13 protein-coding genes, 1 tRNA gene and 1 pseudogene are annotated in these 15,601 nt (G+C 39.1%); 4 read left to right on the top strand and 11 right to left on the bottom strand.

What is annotated here, in order from left to right; all coding sequences use genetic code 11:
- Positions 1-11 precede the first annotated feature (11 nt).
- The 7 genes and pseudogenes from FTV11_RS03390 to FTV11_RS03360 all read right to left on the bottom strand — a co-directional run.
- Complete coding sequence (locus FTV11_RS03390; RefSeq protein ID WP_180073380.1) at positions 12-896, bottom strand: hydrolase or metal-binding protein; 885 nt, start codon at positions 894-896, stop codon at positions 12-14.
- Between the two features lie 195 nt (positions 897-1,091).
- On the bottom strand, positions 1,092-2,150 hold the full coding sequence (locus FTV11_RS03385; protein WP_180073379.1) for a YqaJ viral recombinase family protein: 1,059 nt from the start codon (positions 2,148-2,150) through the stop codon (positions 1,092-1,094).
- A gap of 175 nt (positions 2,151-2,325) precedes the next feature.
- Entirely contained in the window at positions 2,326-3,357 is a 1,032-nt protein-coding gene (locus tag FTV11_RS03380; RefSeq protein WP_180073378.1) for a DUF932 domain-containing protein, read from the bottom strand.
- Positions 3,358-3,379: 22 nt separating this feature from the next.
- Positions 3,380-3,658: a hypothetical protein gene (locus tag FTV11_RS03375; protein WP_117006646.1), complete on the bottom strand. Its 279-nt coding sequence runs from the start codon at positions 3,656-3,658 to the stop codon at positions 3,380-3,382.
- 104 nt (positions 3,659-3,762) lie between these two features.
- Entirely contained in the window at positions 3,763-4,734 is a 972-nt protein-coding gene (locus tag FTV11_RS03370; RefSeq protein ID WP_168378415.1) for an inovirus-type Gp2 protein, read from the bottom strand.
- A gap of 295 nt (positions 4,735-5,029) precedes the next feature.
- Positions 5,030-7,483, bottom strand: a complete 2,454-nt coding sequence (locus FTV11_RS03365; RefSeq protein ID WP_180073377.1) for a hypothetical protein — start codon at positions 7,481-7,483, stop codon at positions 5,030-5,032.
- Positions 7,484-7,738: 255 nt separating this feature from the next.
- Positions 7,739-8,154 (bottom strand): annotated as a pseudogene (locus FTV11_RS03360) (tyrosine-type recombinase/integrase); the annotation flags it as partial.
- Positions 8,155-8,864: 710 nt separating this feature from the next.
- Here FTV11_RS03360 and FTV11_RS03355 point away from each other — a divergent pair.
- Positions 8,865-9,092, top strand: a complete 228-nt coding sequence (locus tag FTV11_RS03355) for a hypothetical protein (RefSeq protein ID WP_078190515.1) — start codon at positions 8,865-8,867, stop codon at positions 9,090-9,092.
- A 190-nt stretch (positions 9,093-9,282) separates the two neighbouring features.
- Positions 9,283-9,358 (top strand) — tRNA-Thr (locus tag FTV11_RS03350).
- A 51-nt stretch (positions 9,359-9,409) separates the two neighbouring features.
- Here FTV11_RS03350 and FTV11_RS03345 read toward each other — a convergent pair.
- From FTV11_RS03345 to FTV11_RS03335, 3 genes are all read right to left on the bottom strand, one after another.
- Positions 9,410-10,237 (bottom strand): cyclopropane-fatty-acyl-phospholipid synthase family protein, encoded by an 828-nt coding sequence (locus FTV11_RS03345; RefSeq protein WP_180073376.1) that lies wholly within the window; start codon positions 10,235-10,237, stop codon positions 9,410-9,412.
- A 1-nt stretch (position 10,238) separates the two neighbouring features.
- The gene (locus FTV11_RS03340; RefSeq protein ID WP_180073375.1) at positions 10,239-11,537 is read right to left on the bottom strand and encodes an FAD-dependent oxidoreductase; all 1,299 of its coding nucleotides are present in this window, start codon (positions 11,535-11,537) and stop codon (positions 10,239-10,241) included.
- Positions 11,538-11,967: 430 nt separating this feature from the next.
- Positions 11,968-12,846: a pirin family protein gene (locus tag FTV11_RS03335; RefSeq protein ID WP_180025915.1), complete on the bottom strand. Its 879-nt coding sequence runs from the start codon at positions 12,844-12,846 to the stop codon at positions 11,968-11,970.
- Positions 12,847-13,168: 322 nt separating this feature from the next.
- Between FTV11_RS03335 and ycaC the strand changes: the two genes are divergently transcribed.
- Positions 13,169-13,801: an isochorismate family cysteine hydrolase YcaC gene (gene ycaC, locus FTV11_RS03330; protein ID WP_180025950.1), complete on the top strand. Its 633-nt coding sequence runs from the start codon at positions 13,169-13,171 to the stop codon at positions 13,799-13,801.
- A 106-nt stretch (positions 13,802-13,907) separates the two neighbouring features.
- Positions 13,908-14,834: a LysR substrate-binding domain-containing protein gene (locus FTV11_RS03325; RefSeq protein WP_180073374.1), complete on the top strand. Its 927-nt coding sequence runs from the start codon at positions 13,908-13,910 to the stop codon at positions 14,832-14,834.
- A 64-nt stretch (positions 14,835-14,898) separates the two neighbouring features.
- Here the strand turns inward: FTV11_RS03325 and ahpC are convergent, their stop codons facing one another.
- The gene (gene ahpC, locus FTV11_RS03320) at positions 14,899-15,462 is read right to left on the bottom strand and encodes an alkyl hydroperoxide reductase subunit C (RefSeq protein ID WP_078190520.1); all 564 of its coding nucleotides are present in this window, start codon (positions 15,460-15,462) and stop codon (positions 14,899-14,901) included.
- Positions 15,463-15,601: the final 139 nt, after the last annotated feature.

The raw sequence follows: 15,601 nt of genomic DNA, 5'->3' as shown, positions 1-15,601 counted from the left end.
CCCTGTTAGATTTAATTCAAAGCCGTCACTGATCCTTTCAATCCCTGCTGAATATTAAATTCAGGCTGCGTTTCCTCAATCTGCTGGCCTTCAACAAGCTGATAAAACTCCTCAACCACATCCAAACCTTCCTCTATATCCACATCCATCCTTCCATTCCCAAAACCCTTCCTTGCGGTAAAGTCTAAAGCTTCCTGATAAAACCCAGCCTGCTTGCTCTGTTCATCAATTTGCTTCGCCTGAATAATCGCTTCATTCAAGCTAATCCCTTCCCTTAAAGTTAGATCCACGTAATACACCGGCTGACGATAACTCTGTGTCGTACTCTTGCCCCGCAATATCAATTGCAAGGGTAGACATGACAACAACCCTCCTGAAGCTGCATGGTAATAGTTCAACCGTGCTGCCAAAGTCCGAATACTATTAAAGCCAGTGGTTCTAAAGATGAAGGTACCAAACTCATCCGATTCATCTAAGTTCACATGCAAACGCCCGTAGGGCTTGCAGTTCCCTCCTTGAGCCAATGGACATAAATCGGGGGATGGACAGGGATGTTGCTCCACGCCTTGGTTGGTTAAACGTTGGCAGGTTTCTCCATTACCGACACAGATAGGTCTTCCAGTCTGTGGGTCAAATAAGGTGTATTCAGCGCGTAAGTTCAGATCAGGATCATTAAAGATCATTCTGACGGGGATTGAGCGCAACTTTTGATTAGGCGTATTGGCTCGAAGCTGATCATCTAATGGATGTTTGATCCAGCCTTCTTTGCTTTGAATCTGGGAAGTAATGGTGAATTGATCATCTTTTTCCGGTAAGCGTTTGCCACTCTTTTCAACCATACGACCGATACTGATACGCCCCAAAATTGGAGGGGTAATTGCTAAACCTTTAATCATGTTGATATTCCTTAATGTATTACCTTACAAATTTGGGTCTATGTATGTAGGTCAGAACAAGGACCAAATAAGTTACCCAAAGAATGTAGAGCCAGATAAAGTGCTACAGAGATCGCGACCGATTTGCTCTCTACCGAAGGGTAGAGAGCGGGGAGCGATTTTTGTGAATTTTTGATTTGGTGCTGTAGATAGGGCTTAGTCGGTATAGATGTTAAATCGACGACTGCCTTGCTTTTGAAGTGGATAAAGCTCGATGAGTTCAGGCTGGTGCTGAAGCAATGCTTTGGTATTGAGGCTGATAGAGTCCTTGGCTTTCTTCCAGACTACTGAGCCATGAGCAAAGACCGCCCTTTCCTTGTCTTGCATCATCATTTGAATTTCATGTTTAAGCTGGTCAAAGCGTTCCTGCTTATGCTGAATCTCTTCTTTCATTTTGATGAGCTGGTCGAACATCAAATTGGCATTTTCATTTTGCGAAAGATCCTCTACCGTTAAAGGTACATGCGCTGGATAAAGTTGTTGAATCGCTTTAGCTGCGGATTCACTTGCATCCACGGATGGTGGTGTATCCTTTTCCACGCATTCCCAGAAATATTGTTCTGCTTGAACAATATGTTCAATCACGGATTCAGAGCGTGTCACTTTGAAGATCTTGGTTTCATGTCCACAGATCAAGACACAAACATGCGCTGCCTGTTTACCAGTCACCGCCAGTTGATGTTGTACCTGACACAGCACGTATAAAGGCACACCATCACGCCACAATTTTGCTCCATGCTCACCTGCTGTTTTGCATTCCAAAATTTGGACTTCATCACTGCCGACCACGCTGTAATCCAGATTGGCTAACATAAAGTATTTATCGGGATCAGGATGCTGAAGTACTGCATTGATCCGTCGCACCTTATTATGGGTGTGCATGCTATAGAACTCTGCCACCAAAGGTTCCAGCTGCTTACCCCAATACAACGGTGCCACACCTGAACTTTCATCTTCAATAGATTGAGTCTGACGACCTGTTTTGATCAGCCAAAGCTCTAACATGGACATGTAGGGATTAAGACCACAGGCAGTCGCGGCATCACTACTACCGATACCTTGTTTACGAACTTCAAGCCAATCCTGATATTCCATCCCTTTGGTGTTGACCAATCGCTTGGCTGCTGTTGAGCGTTTGGTGGTGATAGTTGGATTGACTACGATCTTTGATCCTACAGTCGTAGGCTGATGGGAAATAGATACAATTTGATTCATGGAATTATCCTTATAAATTCTGATCTCTGTAAAAGAAATGCATAAAAAAGCCATACCCGACACAAGGTCGGGTATGGCGATTTGTTTGCTGTTTTAATTGAAAGGGGTTACATGAGTGCTCTGATGAGCATTTGTTTGGGGTGACTTGATTTCAACATAAGTGAGTTAGTTAATTTCAGGCGATCAAAGCAAGTGCTTGCTCCAATCCTCTTTGTTTCACACCCGCACCTGCACCGAACCAAGCTGAATCTAGTCGATGATCGGTACTCATGGCACGTCGTTCATGATCCACAAATTCTGTGATCGAACAAAGTAATCCATAAGCCGTGTCTTTGGCTGATAACAGGTCAGCACCGCGTCCTTGCCCATTGAACATCTCTAAAGCTTTATTCATGGCACGACCATTCGGTTCAGGCTTTTTCTCCTGAGCTTGCTGCGCGACATTGCGATAGAACTGAATGATGTTTTCTTCAGGATCAGAAATTGACATGGTGCTGTTATTGAACACGGCATCAAAGTAAGCTTTGGCTTCCTGCTGACTCACCTTACGCTGTGTGAGCTGTTTCATCTCATACATGTGCTCATCCCAAGCACGAACTGAAACACCCAATTGCTGTTTCACTTTCTCTGCATCGAACTTGGTGCTATGTGGAACTTTCACCACACCTGCACTATTGCTTTGTCCACGTAGAGCAATTGCTAAAGTGTTGTTACAGACCACTCGGATACTTGTGAATTGTGCTGTCGTTGCCAACGTGCCATCACATGCAGTAGCCAGCAAGATATAACCATTACTGACATCCTTGCCTTTCAATGCTGTACTTTGACCTGTACGCGCCAATGCCCAGAACTTCTTACCGCCCTTTAAGACACCTGCTGTTTCTAACTCAAAGCCTGATTGTTCTGTTAGATCACGATAGAACTCCAAAATCTCTTTGGGTTGAACTTCCTGATAACGCTGACTAACCACAGATAACGGCGCATGGGTATCTGAACGGTATAACACTCGCTGCTCTTCAAAAGGCATGATGATGCTCTGACCACGTTCATTCTGTGCCATATAACTGACATTCGAGGATTCGATCCGCCAGTCCATCCCCGCTTGCTGTGCCCATACTTCGAGTGGTTGATTCGGACTCAGCTGATTACCGAGACCATGCCAAGGGGTTTCGCCCACATAGGCGATTTGTTCGATTTGATGTGCCATCGTTCTTATCTCCTATGATGATTCAACGAAAGTTTTGCTGACAGTGGTTGCAATGGTAATACGTCAGCGTGATTGGCTTTTTAGGCTCATCAAACACGCTGCTGAATAGGCCACCAATCACTGCACCTGCAAGCCCGCCAAGCAGTGGTGATACAGGCAAAGGTAAACCCTTTGAAATGGATGCACCGATGGTGGCAAACGAAGCTGATGCTGCTAGACCTGTAGAATCAGAACCATTCACCTGCTGATTAACCACTTGAATAACCTGATCGGAAAAACAATAAGGACAATTTAAACTCATAATATATACCTCTAGAAATGACAAAGGCTCACCGATTGGTAAGCCTTGAAAGTTGAAATAACTTTGTTTTCATCTAGATAATGTATATCTGAGATTATTTTCATTTAGCATTTGGGAGAGTAGATTCGTTCCAATCGCATTTTATTCATTACTCGTTCCACAGTATGAGTTGTTCCTCGTCTTGATGGCTTATGAAACTTTCCATGACCAAAGGTCTGCATATTCTTAACTTTGACTCGCAGATACTGTTCCGTTTTAGAAGGCTTTGTAAAATAGCGAACTATCTCCATTATGTTAGCCTTTTTTGACTCATCCCCTCGATAAATACATCCTAATGCATCTTTACCTTGAGCCTTGTAGCTGTCACGGTTCTGTTTCGTATTACAGTTATGGCCTGTGCCTTCTTCATCTGTAATCTCTTTCCAAGTATCAATAATAAGATCTACATGATAACGATCAAACTCTACCTTCGAAGCATCATAAAAGAGTAAAAAATGGGCGTGATATCCCTTGTCGGTTCCTTGTTCTAAAGCATAGATATATCCTTGTAAATCTTTGAAATGACGGTCTCTATCTTGTAAGCGATCTAATAATTTTCGAATATGCTTTCTGAAATCCGAAATATCAATAAAGGGACGTCTTTCCATACGATAAGAAAGATCACATCGTAAAACCATTAATCTTAAATAATGCTCCAAAAGCAACTCAGTATATATTATTGCCTTTCGACGATTAGCTAACTCATCTTCTATAAATTTTTGGACTTCTCTTTTATGCTGTCTTTCAAACTTTCTAAACCTAGATTGTACATCACTGAAAGTTAATCCCTTTAAAGTTAAGATACTGATATCTTGAGATGCTTCTAAATTTTGCTCTAGGTCTAACATCAATGCGATCATGGCTCCATTATAAGCCGAGTACCATAAATCTGGATCATATTCCTCTTGCATCTCGTTTAGTAATTCTACTAACTCAACCCAATAGCCTTTCCATCGTCTTTGACGCTTGATAGTTTCTTCTACGAACTTTTCAACTGCTGTAATCAGTGGAGAATGATTGATCTTGGTTTGTTCCATTGCTATGTACCTGTAGTTATTACATAGCAATAGGGCTAATTAATAAGAAATTACATATAGGCTTAAATTAGATAAGAGCTCTATATAATGAATATGTATATGAGTCCATATATTTAATAGATATTATTATATAGCTTTATAATACCCACTAAGACTTCATCTACAAATGCAGTGATTCATTAGGCTTTCATAGTCATATTTCTATTCGTGTACACGTTTTGCCGATCATATTGTGAAGCGACAACTTTTTTGTCTAAAAGCAGGCGTGATATCAGGAATTGATCAAACTTACTTACTATAGAGGTAGTAGTAACCGTGCTAGTCTTTCTGCCCTCCTCTCATAAAAATCAGCTGGCTTATTCATTCCATCTTGAGATGAATTTTCATTGATTGCATTTACGCTTTTTTCATTTTCAGGCGCACTCACTTCATCTTGTGGAGTATTCTTTTCATCCGTTTTTTTAGGTATAGCTTCTTTAATTCTACCCCTCAAAAATAGCTCTGGTCTTTTATGATTGCGATGGCTTGTACTTTTATATTTATTGAAATATTCATACGTAGTATAAAAGTTCACTAGATCAGTTTTCAGCTGGGGAATAAGCCGTTTATCTTCTTTATTCACAACTAAATAGTCCGATTCACCTTCTTTAAACCATAATGTAGGGATTATTTTCAAATCCGGCAAATTTCTATCAATTATCTGTTTGGCATTGTACCTCTTAGTAAATTTTCCCCAATAATCCTTAAATTTTAATTTTACCTCATCAGCAACAACGTCCGAACGAAGGTAACAAATAGCTGTACAGTCAATAGAATAGCAGCCATCTTTAAAAACAAAATATCCGATATAAGCGTCTAAATATGCTCCTATACTCTTTGGTGCACGCTTCGCTTTCTTAAAGAATTGAGTAACAATTGTCTTTAAGGTGCTGATATCTAATCGACTCTGGCTATTATCAATTTTAAAGCGTAATAATATCGTGTTCTCTTTGAAACTTGTCTCTAAATAACACTGTGCTGATCTCGTGTTTTTTTGCACTAGCATTTCCATATAAGCTAATCTGCTTCGGGGAATAGAGATATTGTGTTGTTTGATTAGCTTTAGCTCTGGCGCTATTAGATTTGTTACTTCCGCCAGATTTATATCGTGTAAGTCATACGTTAATGATGAATTATTTAAACTTACCGGAAGCGAAAAAGTATTGTAGAGAGTCCAATTAGATGCCCATACAGAAAAATTAATATCAATTCCGTTATCTAATAAGGCTAAATACATCCTAGCTGCACAGGGCCATTTAGAGGGATCTTGGTTGAGCAATAGAGAAGTTGATAAACTGTCAATATATGTATGCTCCAAATACGCCAGGAACAAATTGACCCTTTGCAATAGTTTTATTTGCTGTGCATCTAACTCATCAAAATATTTCAGCATCTCGTAAAATTTGTGGATAGACTTCGCATATTCTGGAGCACGTTTAACTAAACTGGCATCATCCCAGATTGAATTAAAATCATATGTTTTTTTTGCTAGATCATGCTTTTCTTGTCTTTTTGACTTTCTCTTATCATCTCGATCTTTTAAACGACCATCAGCTTTTCTTGTAATTAGATGTATAGGCGTATCAACTAGTTCACTCTCAGCAGTATGATTATCAGGACTAATAATTTTTCCCATTCCATAAAACAATCCCACAAACCACTTCAACATAAGAGCTAATTTTTTGCGATTAGGGAGTTTGAATTCTTTTATTTCTTTTACACCTAAGTGATCGAGAATTTGATCAATAGCAATAATTTCCGACCGAACAAAAGCAGTAATCTTACTACCATAAAAAAAATTATCTAACTCACGATGTAATGACTCCTTAATTTGGTTGGTATCTATTTGATGTGTTGAACTGTCTAGAATAAATCCAAACATTAATCGAACTTCACCATTCAGCTCTATCTCACCTTTTTTAAGGATAGATAACCAAGGTAAATGGGTTCCTAGCTCAAGATCATTTAACTCATCTACTAACAAGTGTGTTTTTCTTTCGACCGAAGTTGTAGCTAATCTATGATCTACTTGACTAGTTTGAGTTAGATTTTTAATCTCCCTATCAGAGAAATCTTGTACCTGAAATTTTACCAACACAAGCGCTTGTCTAATCTTCTTAGCGCCATGTAGCACATCCAAAATTTCACGCGCAATCTCATCGCCTTTATCTTGATCGAAATTAAATTTGTAGTTTTTTTGCTCTTTTAAATACTGCTTATATTGATCAATCGTTTCAAAGGCGTCCTCATGAGGAAAGTCTTCAACTTTCCACTTGTCAGATTGAATCTCACTTCTGAAGATACATGATCCTTGTTTATCTAAAAAATTAATGAAAGCATGAATTTTTTCTGGCAACTTGTAATATGGAGTTGCTAATTTCATAAGTGCAACATCTACTACTAGACCATTATAAAAATCAACTATCTGCTTTTTTCTCACCTCATTTTTTGAAAGGCAGGCATCTTTCCAATCTACTTTCTCATAACCAATAAATTTTTCAACTAACTCTAAACGCTCATACAGTCTTTCTAAAGTTTCGATAGTTTCCCGAAATATGCCTTTATGAATTTTCCTATTTTGAGTAATTGAATGCCGATAGCTATCCGTATAGTAACGTTTCAAAAATCCAAAAATTTCTTTATCGGTTAGTTTTTCTAATTGCCCGATTTCAGGAAGCTCCCTAAAAAATTGAAAGTTTGATTCATTCATGATTGGAATCTTCTAGTACTTTTAGATAATAGTTAAAAATTAACACTTCTAACCCTTATTTTTCAAGCTTTCTTTCTCCCATCTAAATAAAATAAAAACTGTTATACCCTATTTACATACTCTTAAACCCCAGATTATAAAATTTTACCCCCCTATTTAAGAACTATTAGGACATTATACGTACTCAGGTTTCAGCTATAACGATGAAAAAAAAACCACGCTTTTTAGCGTGGTTTTTGTGATTTTTCTAGTCATTTAATTCAGCCAATCTTTCACTCCCCTCATACCACTCCATCAATCTCCCCCGCTCATCCCAATATTGCACTCGGTTATATGCAGAGCGAATACGGTTCTGTGGTACATAAGCTAACTGACGTTCGATTGCATATAGATTAAACAGATTCGATTCATTTACAACTGTACTGAATAGAGATCTAAAACCATGTGTGGTCATCCGACCGACATAGCCCGAACGTTTGATCACAGCCAAAATAGACTCGCTACGCATCGGTTCTCTATTGTTTAAACGATGTGGAAATAGCAGTTCCTGATTATGAGTAAGTCTCAAAGCCTTTAACTCAGTAATCATCATGTCCGTCAACGGTACACGATGCGGAAGACGGTTCTTCATCCATTCTTCAGCGAGTATCCCACTTACGTCCTTCCAGATCATTTTTTCCCAGTGTGTTTATAGTAACTCACTAAACACCTATCAGTATAACGACACAGTACATCTGAGAATCATTTAGTGGACTACTATTAACATGTCATTTTGAAAAATGTATGTGAAAATAACCTTATAGTTGTTCTATGGTTCCATGGACTTAAAAGAACACCACCACCTCAATCTAACTGGGGGTAAAATTGGGGGTAAAATAAAAATATAATTTTCTATTTTAATTAATTATCATATGCTTAATATAAAAAGATGACTCCCTCTTTCAACCGCCAGAATAAACTGCAATGCCAAGCAGAATGAAGGTCTAAATTGATAAAATTTAGGCCTTTTTTAATTTTATTGTTCTCAATATTAAATATCCCCCTAATTGATCTTCTATTTGTTTAGCTCAATAACTTCACAGTATATTTAAGTCCTGATTGACGGATTTCAATCACACGTTTTTTTCCTAATGCACGACTTATGGATTTTTTATTGGCAGCAATAAGTACACGTATATTTACAAATACAAATTTTATATTCTAAAGACAATTACTTAAGCCTATGCTAAAAATAAATCATCCTCTCAATATAGGTACTATTCAAAAAATTATTCATTAATTTAAACATCATAGAACTGAAACGCGATTGCGGTACTTTTAACTTGATCAACGAAAAACTTAAAAAACACATTTCATATATCACTGCTATTCGGGAGAGAACATGAATAACAGCCAGAATTATGTTAAGCAGATCAAGAACGCCAAACGTGGTGGCTATACCCCAACCCTTGCCAAAGACATCAATAAACATAAAATTCAAAAAGCACAGCGTCTGATTGACGAATGGCGAAAGCTCGCCAATGAACTCCGCCCCCAAATGCAACTGGAGATGGCATATACACTTGAAGAATGCGCACAGGATCTAGACCAAATTTTAAGAATGAAATAGCACTCAACGCTCACCCATCCTATTTTTTCGCCCACATCTTGTGGGCGAAACATTACCTATTTTTATTTCTCTGGTTTTTAGAGCGAAACATCGGTTGAATGCTGAATAAATCAAACGTATAAATTACATTCGATTTGCTGTTTTTTTAACTTGCACCACTTCAAAAAATCTGTAGAATGCATTCCACAACGCCGGCATAGCTCAGTTGGTAGAGCAACTGACTTGTAATCAGTAGGTCCACAGTTCGAATCCGTGTGCCGGCACCATTTCTTAGCCTCACTTTTTAGTGAGGCTTTGATGTTTTTAAAGCCTCTTTTTTATGGCTTCCTCGCGCTAATCTGCACATAACGAATCAGCCCGTCTCGATACAACTTCTCACACAATTTTGCCGTCATCTTGATTTTGAATTGATCCACATGACTCAGGCTCATCTGACTTTTTTGTTCTTGAATATAATCGGCAAAACCCTGAAATACGAATTCGCTGATATCTTCAATCTGGATATTTTCGAAACCTGCCTGTTGCACTTGGTGTTGTAAATTTTGCTTTGAATTTAAATTTTTCAAATTCACATCTGCTGCTTTCAACAGACTTTGATATTTCAATCGTTGCACTGAATTTAAATTCAAAAACGCATCGGACAACATCAAATAGTGAAAAGCAAAGCGTCCCTTTGAATTCAAAACATTAACAACTGATAAAAGCAATAAATTCAAATCACTATGATACGCAGCATCAATACACAGTACGGCATCCATACAGTTTTGTGGATAAATATTTTTTAAATTCAAAAATGAATCTTGTTGTATTTTGATTTTTGAATTTAAATTTTTTTGGATTTTTTCCACACATTCGGTTTGCAATTCGACTGCGGATAAGTTTTGAATTTGAAAATGTTCCATCCAAAAAACCAAGCTCGCGCCCTGCCCACAACCAAGGTCTAAAACACGATCTGTAGATTTTAATTGAATGGATTCGGCAAGATGGAAAGCGAGTTTTTGACAGGCTGCAGGATAGGATGATTTTGCATCATCCCAATAGCCCAAATTGCTCCAAGCAAGTTCCGCATCATCTCCGAGTAGTCGACTGTTAATCGCATATTTATGGTTAGGGATGTGCTGACGAATTGCTTGAAGCCATTTCATGTTAGTAACCGAGTTGAGGGGCAACCTCCACTTTAGGTTTTAAACCCACAAACGGCAATGGCGCACCAAAAATTTCTGCAATATGCATAGCAGACGTTACCGCAGACTCTAAAATCGGCAGACCGTCACAAGACCATGAGCCACAGAAGAAGACTTTACGCTCAGGGGATAAATGTCGTTGCTGTAACTCTTTATTCAGCGCCACGGTATGTGAATCCACCACTGCGCGTGTCAAACTAACCGAAGAGATCACTTTTTTAGGATCGATCGGTGTCACTGGCTGCCAGGTTTGGAACACTGGGGTTTTACCCACCAAGCTCGGCTCGATTGAGTTGAGCCACACGGTAAATTGCTGACGGGTAAATTTACGGTCCATCATATAACTTAGTACAGACCAATCTTTACGCTTCGGTGGCATCACGGTTTGATCAGTGTGAATCACCAACTGACCTTGCTCAAATTTAAATTTCTTTAAAAGCTCAATATCGTCAGCAAACTGGGTTGAATCTAAAAATTCTTCCGTTTTGGTGGTTGGTGTCGCAACAACCACGCGATCGAATAGATGATGTGTTCCGGCCTCAGTTTCCACCAAGACTTTATCGTCTTGCTCGAGCACTTTGGTAATTGCCGTACCACTTTGAATATTTAAACCTTCAATCAGTTTATCAACCAACGCAGGTGTACCACCTTGGATACGCAACAAGGCATCACCATTGGTCAATTGACGCAAGAAAATCAACAGCGGTTTCGCAGGCCATTCGCCAATCGTTTTCGGGTTACAAGTGCAAATGGTATACAACACAGGCATGACTGCACCATGCCAAAATACTTCTTCAATTTCATTTTTATTAATGAATTCAGCAAGCGTAATATCCTGATTTTTTGATTTAAAAAATCGAGTGATCGCGGCTTTAAGTTGCAACATTCCTTTGACTAAACGCCAGCCATATTGTTGTAAGCCTTTACGGTTATTAATAATTGGGAAATTACCAATACGGCTACGACTGGTGGTCAACCACGTTTCTGTACGATCTTCAAATAGCCAACTGCATGCCATATAGGTACGGACAGGGAAAGTTTTAATCCCTAAATGGGTCGCCAAACTTAAGGTATTTTTCCAAAGATGTGGATTCATCACACGCAAAGGGGCATCGATCAAGCCGCCTTCAAACTCAGTGCTGTGGCTATCCATACCACGACCAGGCAGAGCTTCGAAAATTGTAATGTTATGCCCTGCGTCTTTAAGAATTCTTGCGGTAGCCAGCCCAGCCATGCCACTACCGATGACTGCAATTTCCAATTTTCTTTTCCATCTATAAAACACAGTTTAAAAGTATGACTGATCAGAAGTTAAAAATAGCTATTAAAAAATACCAGATTCGCACTTTTTGTATGGATTTCAGTACAGCCGTTTTTAAGTTAAATTTACAAATATTTACAGTCAAAAAGCACACAATTTAAGCTTTGTTTTTTAAACATATTTTTCTTTAAAATTTTAATTACTCTATAAAACCAAACAATTAAATTAACCATTTTTATAACTTTCGGTTTACTTTAAAGCCAAGTCTCGCTAAGATGCGCCACATAATAAAGTGATAAATTCATCACAATTTATAAAAAGTAAAATGATATTTAAATCATGACAACTATAAATACTACAGCGCTCAATAAAAAAGCCTCTGACTGTTCAGAGGCTTTTTTTTCGGCTATTTCAACGGCATGAATTTCACTTAAGCCTCATGCGCTAGCGCAATTTCACCAAATTTTCCGTTATTGAAATCATCAAAGGCTTGAATAATTTCAGCTTTGCTATTCATCACAAATGGGCCATAACCTTGAATCGGCTCATTTAGTGGCTCACCGCTAAGTAACAGAAATTGTGTGTCCTGCAACGCTTGTAGCTGAATGGCGATATCATCTTTGGCAAACATGACCATCGAACTGTCTTGAACTTTATGGCTTTCATTCACCACAACCTCACCCTTCAAGACCACCAAAATGGTGTTATGCCCTTCAGGTACATGTAAGGTGGTTTCATATTGAGCTTTCAATTCACCATCCCAGACATTCACTGGACTAAAGGTTTGTGCAGGCCCAAGGTGACCACCCATTTCACCAGCAATCACCCGAATATGCCCTGCACCTTCATCCATGTCTATGCGAGGAATATCTTGGCGTGTGATCGCTTGATAACGAGGCTGGGTCATTTTGTCTTTTGCCGGTAAATTCACCCACAATTGAACCATTTCAAAAAGACCACCTGCTTGAGCAAATTCAGGCGAATGAAATTCTTCATGCACCAGACCCGACCCTGCGGTCATCCATTGCACATCGCCTGTTTGAATTGTGCCGCCACCACCACTTGAGTCCTTATGAGTCACTTCACCGCTGTAGGCGATAGTCACCGTTTCAAAACCACGATGTGGATGTGAACCTACACCATGCCGTGCAGTGGTGGGATCGAACTGATAAGGTGCCGCATAATCCAAAAGCAAAAATGGGCTAATCGCCTGACCTAGACGATCATAGGAAAATAAGCTTTTGACTGGAAAACCATCGCCCACCCAGTGCATTTGCTGATTACGATAAACACCAATTACTTTTTTCATTTCTTAGCTCCTATATTCATACGATAGGATGAACATAGCGCTTATTTTAAGCTTTGAAATACTTACTGACCATCTTCCAGATAGCATTCTATATCTCAAAATTAGAACAATACTCAGACATAAAATCTGCACCTCACTCAAAACCAAGCATTAATTTCGAAATTCTAAGCTTTAAGTCATATATAACGATGAATTATCCCAATTTTATGATTGAGCTTCTCATTTAAACCCATTTCATTGTCTCATTTTTACAACTATTCTAAATCTAGTTAACACGCAGATTTCATCTGATCCTGCGTAGTTGCAAACAGGAAAGAGGACAATAAAATGGGGCAAACCTTACGTTCGTTTAGACAAAGATAATGCCGCGGTACTTTTAGTTGACCATCAAACAGGTCTACTTTCATTGGTTCGCGACATTGATCCAGATAAATTTAAAAATAATGTGCTCGCACTGGCTGCAGCCGCAAAATATTTTAATCTTCCAACGATTCTCACCACCAGTTTTGAACAAGGTCCAAACGGTCCATTGGTTCCAGAACTCAAAGAGATGTTCCCTGACGCACCTTATATTGCACGCCCAGGTCAAATTAATGCTTGGGACAATGAAGACTTTGTGAAAGCCGTCAAAGCAACAGGCAAAAAGCAATTGATTATTGCCGGTGTAGTGACTGAGGTTTGTGTTGCATTTCCAACCTTGTCTGCTTTAGAAGAAGACTTTGACGTCTTTGTGGTGACCGATGCTTCAGGTACATTCAACCATTTAACCCGTGACTCAGCTTGGCAACGTATGACGCAAGCGGGTGCGCAGCTTATGACGTGGTTTGGTACCGCGTGTGAATTACACCGCGACTGGCGTAATGATATTGAAGGTTTAGGTGCGCTTTTCGGCAACCATATACCGGACTACCGCAACCTAATCAACAGCTATACGCAAAATACTGAAAAGAAATAATCCTTCAGTAGTAAAAAGCGGCTTCGAGCCGCTTTTTTTATACCTGATGTATAAATTGACGTATGATGATTTGAATTGAAATAATTTTCACTGCATAAGGTGATCCATGCATTCATTTGATGATTATTACTACTTTTACTTGGTGGTGAAACATGGCGGTTTTAGCGCTGCAAGTGAAGCATCGAATATTACAAAATCAAAATTAAGCCGACGCATTTTAGATCTTGAAGCCAAATATAATGTCACCCTTATTCAGCGTTCTACCCGACACTTTAAGGTCACGACATTAGGCCAAGAATTGTATGAAGAATGCATAAAAGTAATCGAACAAGTTGAATGTGCGCATCAGGTGCTCCTGAAGCAAAAAAGTGAACTTGAAGGCTTGGTTAAAATTAGTTGTCCACCGGTCATGATGGAACATCAAATTCGCCCCTTGTTAAATCAGTTTTTAAAAGATCATCCCAAAGTTCAGGTCGAACTCGAGCTGTCTAGCCGCCGTGTGGATGTCTTACATGACGACATTGATTTGGCGATTCGCACCAATTTTAGTAAGAATGAAGACTCGAGCATTATTGTACGTGACGTGATTAAAACCGTGCATTGCTTAGTGATTAGTCCTGAACTTTTACAAGGACGCGAGTTAAAGCATATTACGGAATTGACAGAATTTCCGAGTATCGTTTTGGGCACACAGAAAAACCGCTATCAATGGCATTTGCATCATACGGGACAGCAAGAACAGATTGAAATTGCCTTACAGCCTCGGATTAAAAGCAATGACTTAGCCGGTGCTTATTATGCAGCACTCGATGGTTTAGGCATTGCAGACTTACCCTATTTAACCGTGCAAGCAGATATTGAGGCAGGTCGTTTAATTCACCTCTTCCCCGAATGGTGCTCAAATGTCGGTACGGTGCAATTGGTATATGTTTCGCGCAAAGGTCAACGCCTAGTCATGGAAAGATTAATTGACTATTTAGTCGATGGAGTTCGTGGCTATGCTCCAGAACATGATGGCTATTTAGTCCAATGATCTAAACCACAAAAAAGCCAGAACTGAGTTCTGGCTTTTTTAAATCTACGGTTGGATTACCAAATTAGATTTTACCCACTAGGTCGATCGATGGTGCAAGCGTCGCTTCACCTTCTTTCCATTTTGCAGGACATACTTCACCTGGGTGTGCATGTACATATTGAGCAGCTTTTACTTTACGCATCAATTCAGAAGCATCACGACCAATACCACCTGCATTGATTTCAACGATTTGGATTTTACCTTCAGGGTCAATTACGAAAGTACCACGGTCAGCAAGACCATCCGCTTCAATTAAAACATCAAAGTTTTTCGCAAGTGTCCAAGTTGGATCGCCAACCATTGGGTATTCGATTTTCTTAATTTCTTCAGAAGAATCGTGCCAAGCTTTATGCGTGAAGTGTGTATCAGTAGATACTGAATAAATTTCTACGCCCATTTTTTTGAATTCAGCATAGTGATCAGCAAGATCGCCTAATTCTGTTGGACATACAAACGTAAAGTCAGCAGGATAGAAAAACACCACAGACCATTTACCATAGAAGTCTTTTTCTGAAACTTCAATAAATTGACCGTCTTGGTAAGCGGTAGCGTTAAATGGTTTTACTTCAGTATTAATTAAACTCATTTGATATTCCTCTAACTCATTTCAGGGATTGCTTATCTGTTGAAGCTAGAATACGAAATATCAAACCATAGGTAAAACCGAACTTTTTTATAAAAACTATCGGATTTTTAGATTTGTTATTTAAATCAATCTTTGCCTT

It is taken from the genome of Acinetobacter sp. YH12231 (assembly GCF_013417755.1).
Classification (GTDB): domain Bacteria; phylum Pseudomonadota; class Gammaproteobacteria; order Pseudomonadales; family Moraxellaceae; genus Acinetobacter; species Acinetobacter amyesii.
This window is presented reverse-complemented; position numbering and strand designations above follow the sequence as displayed.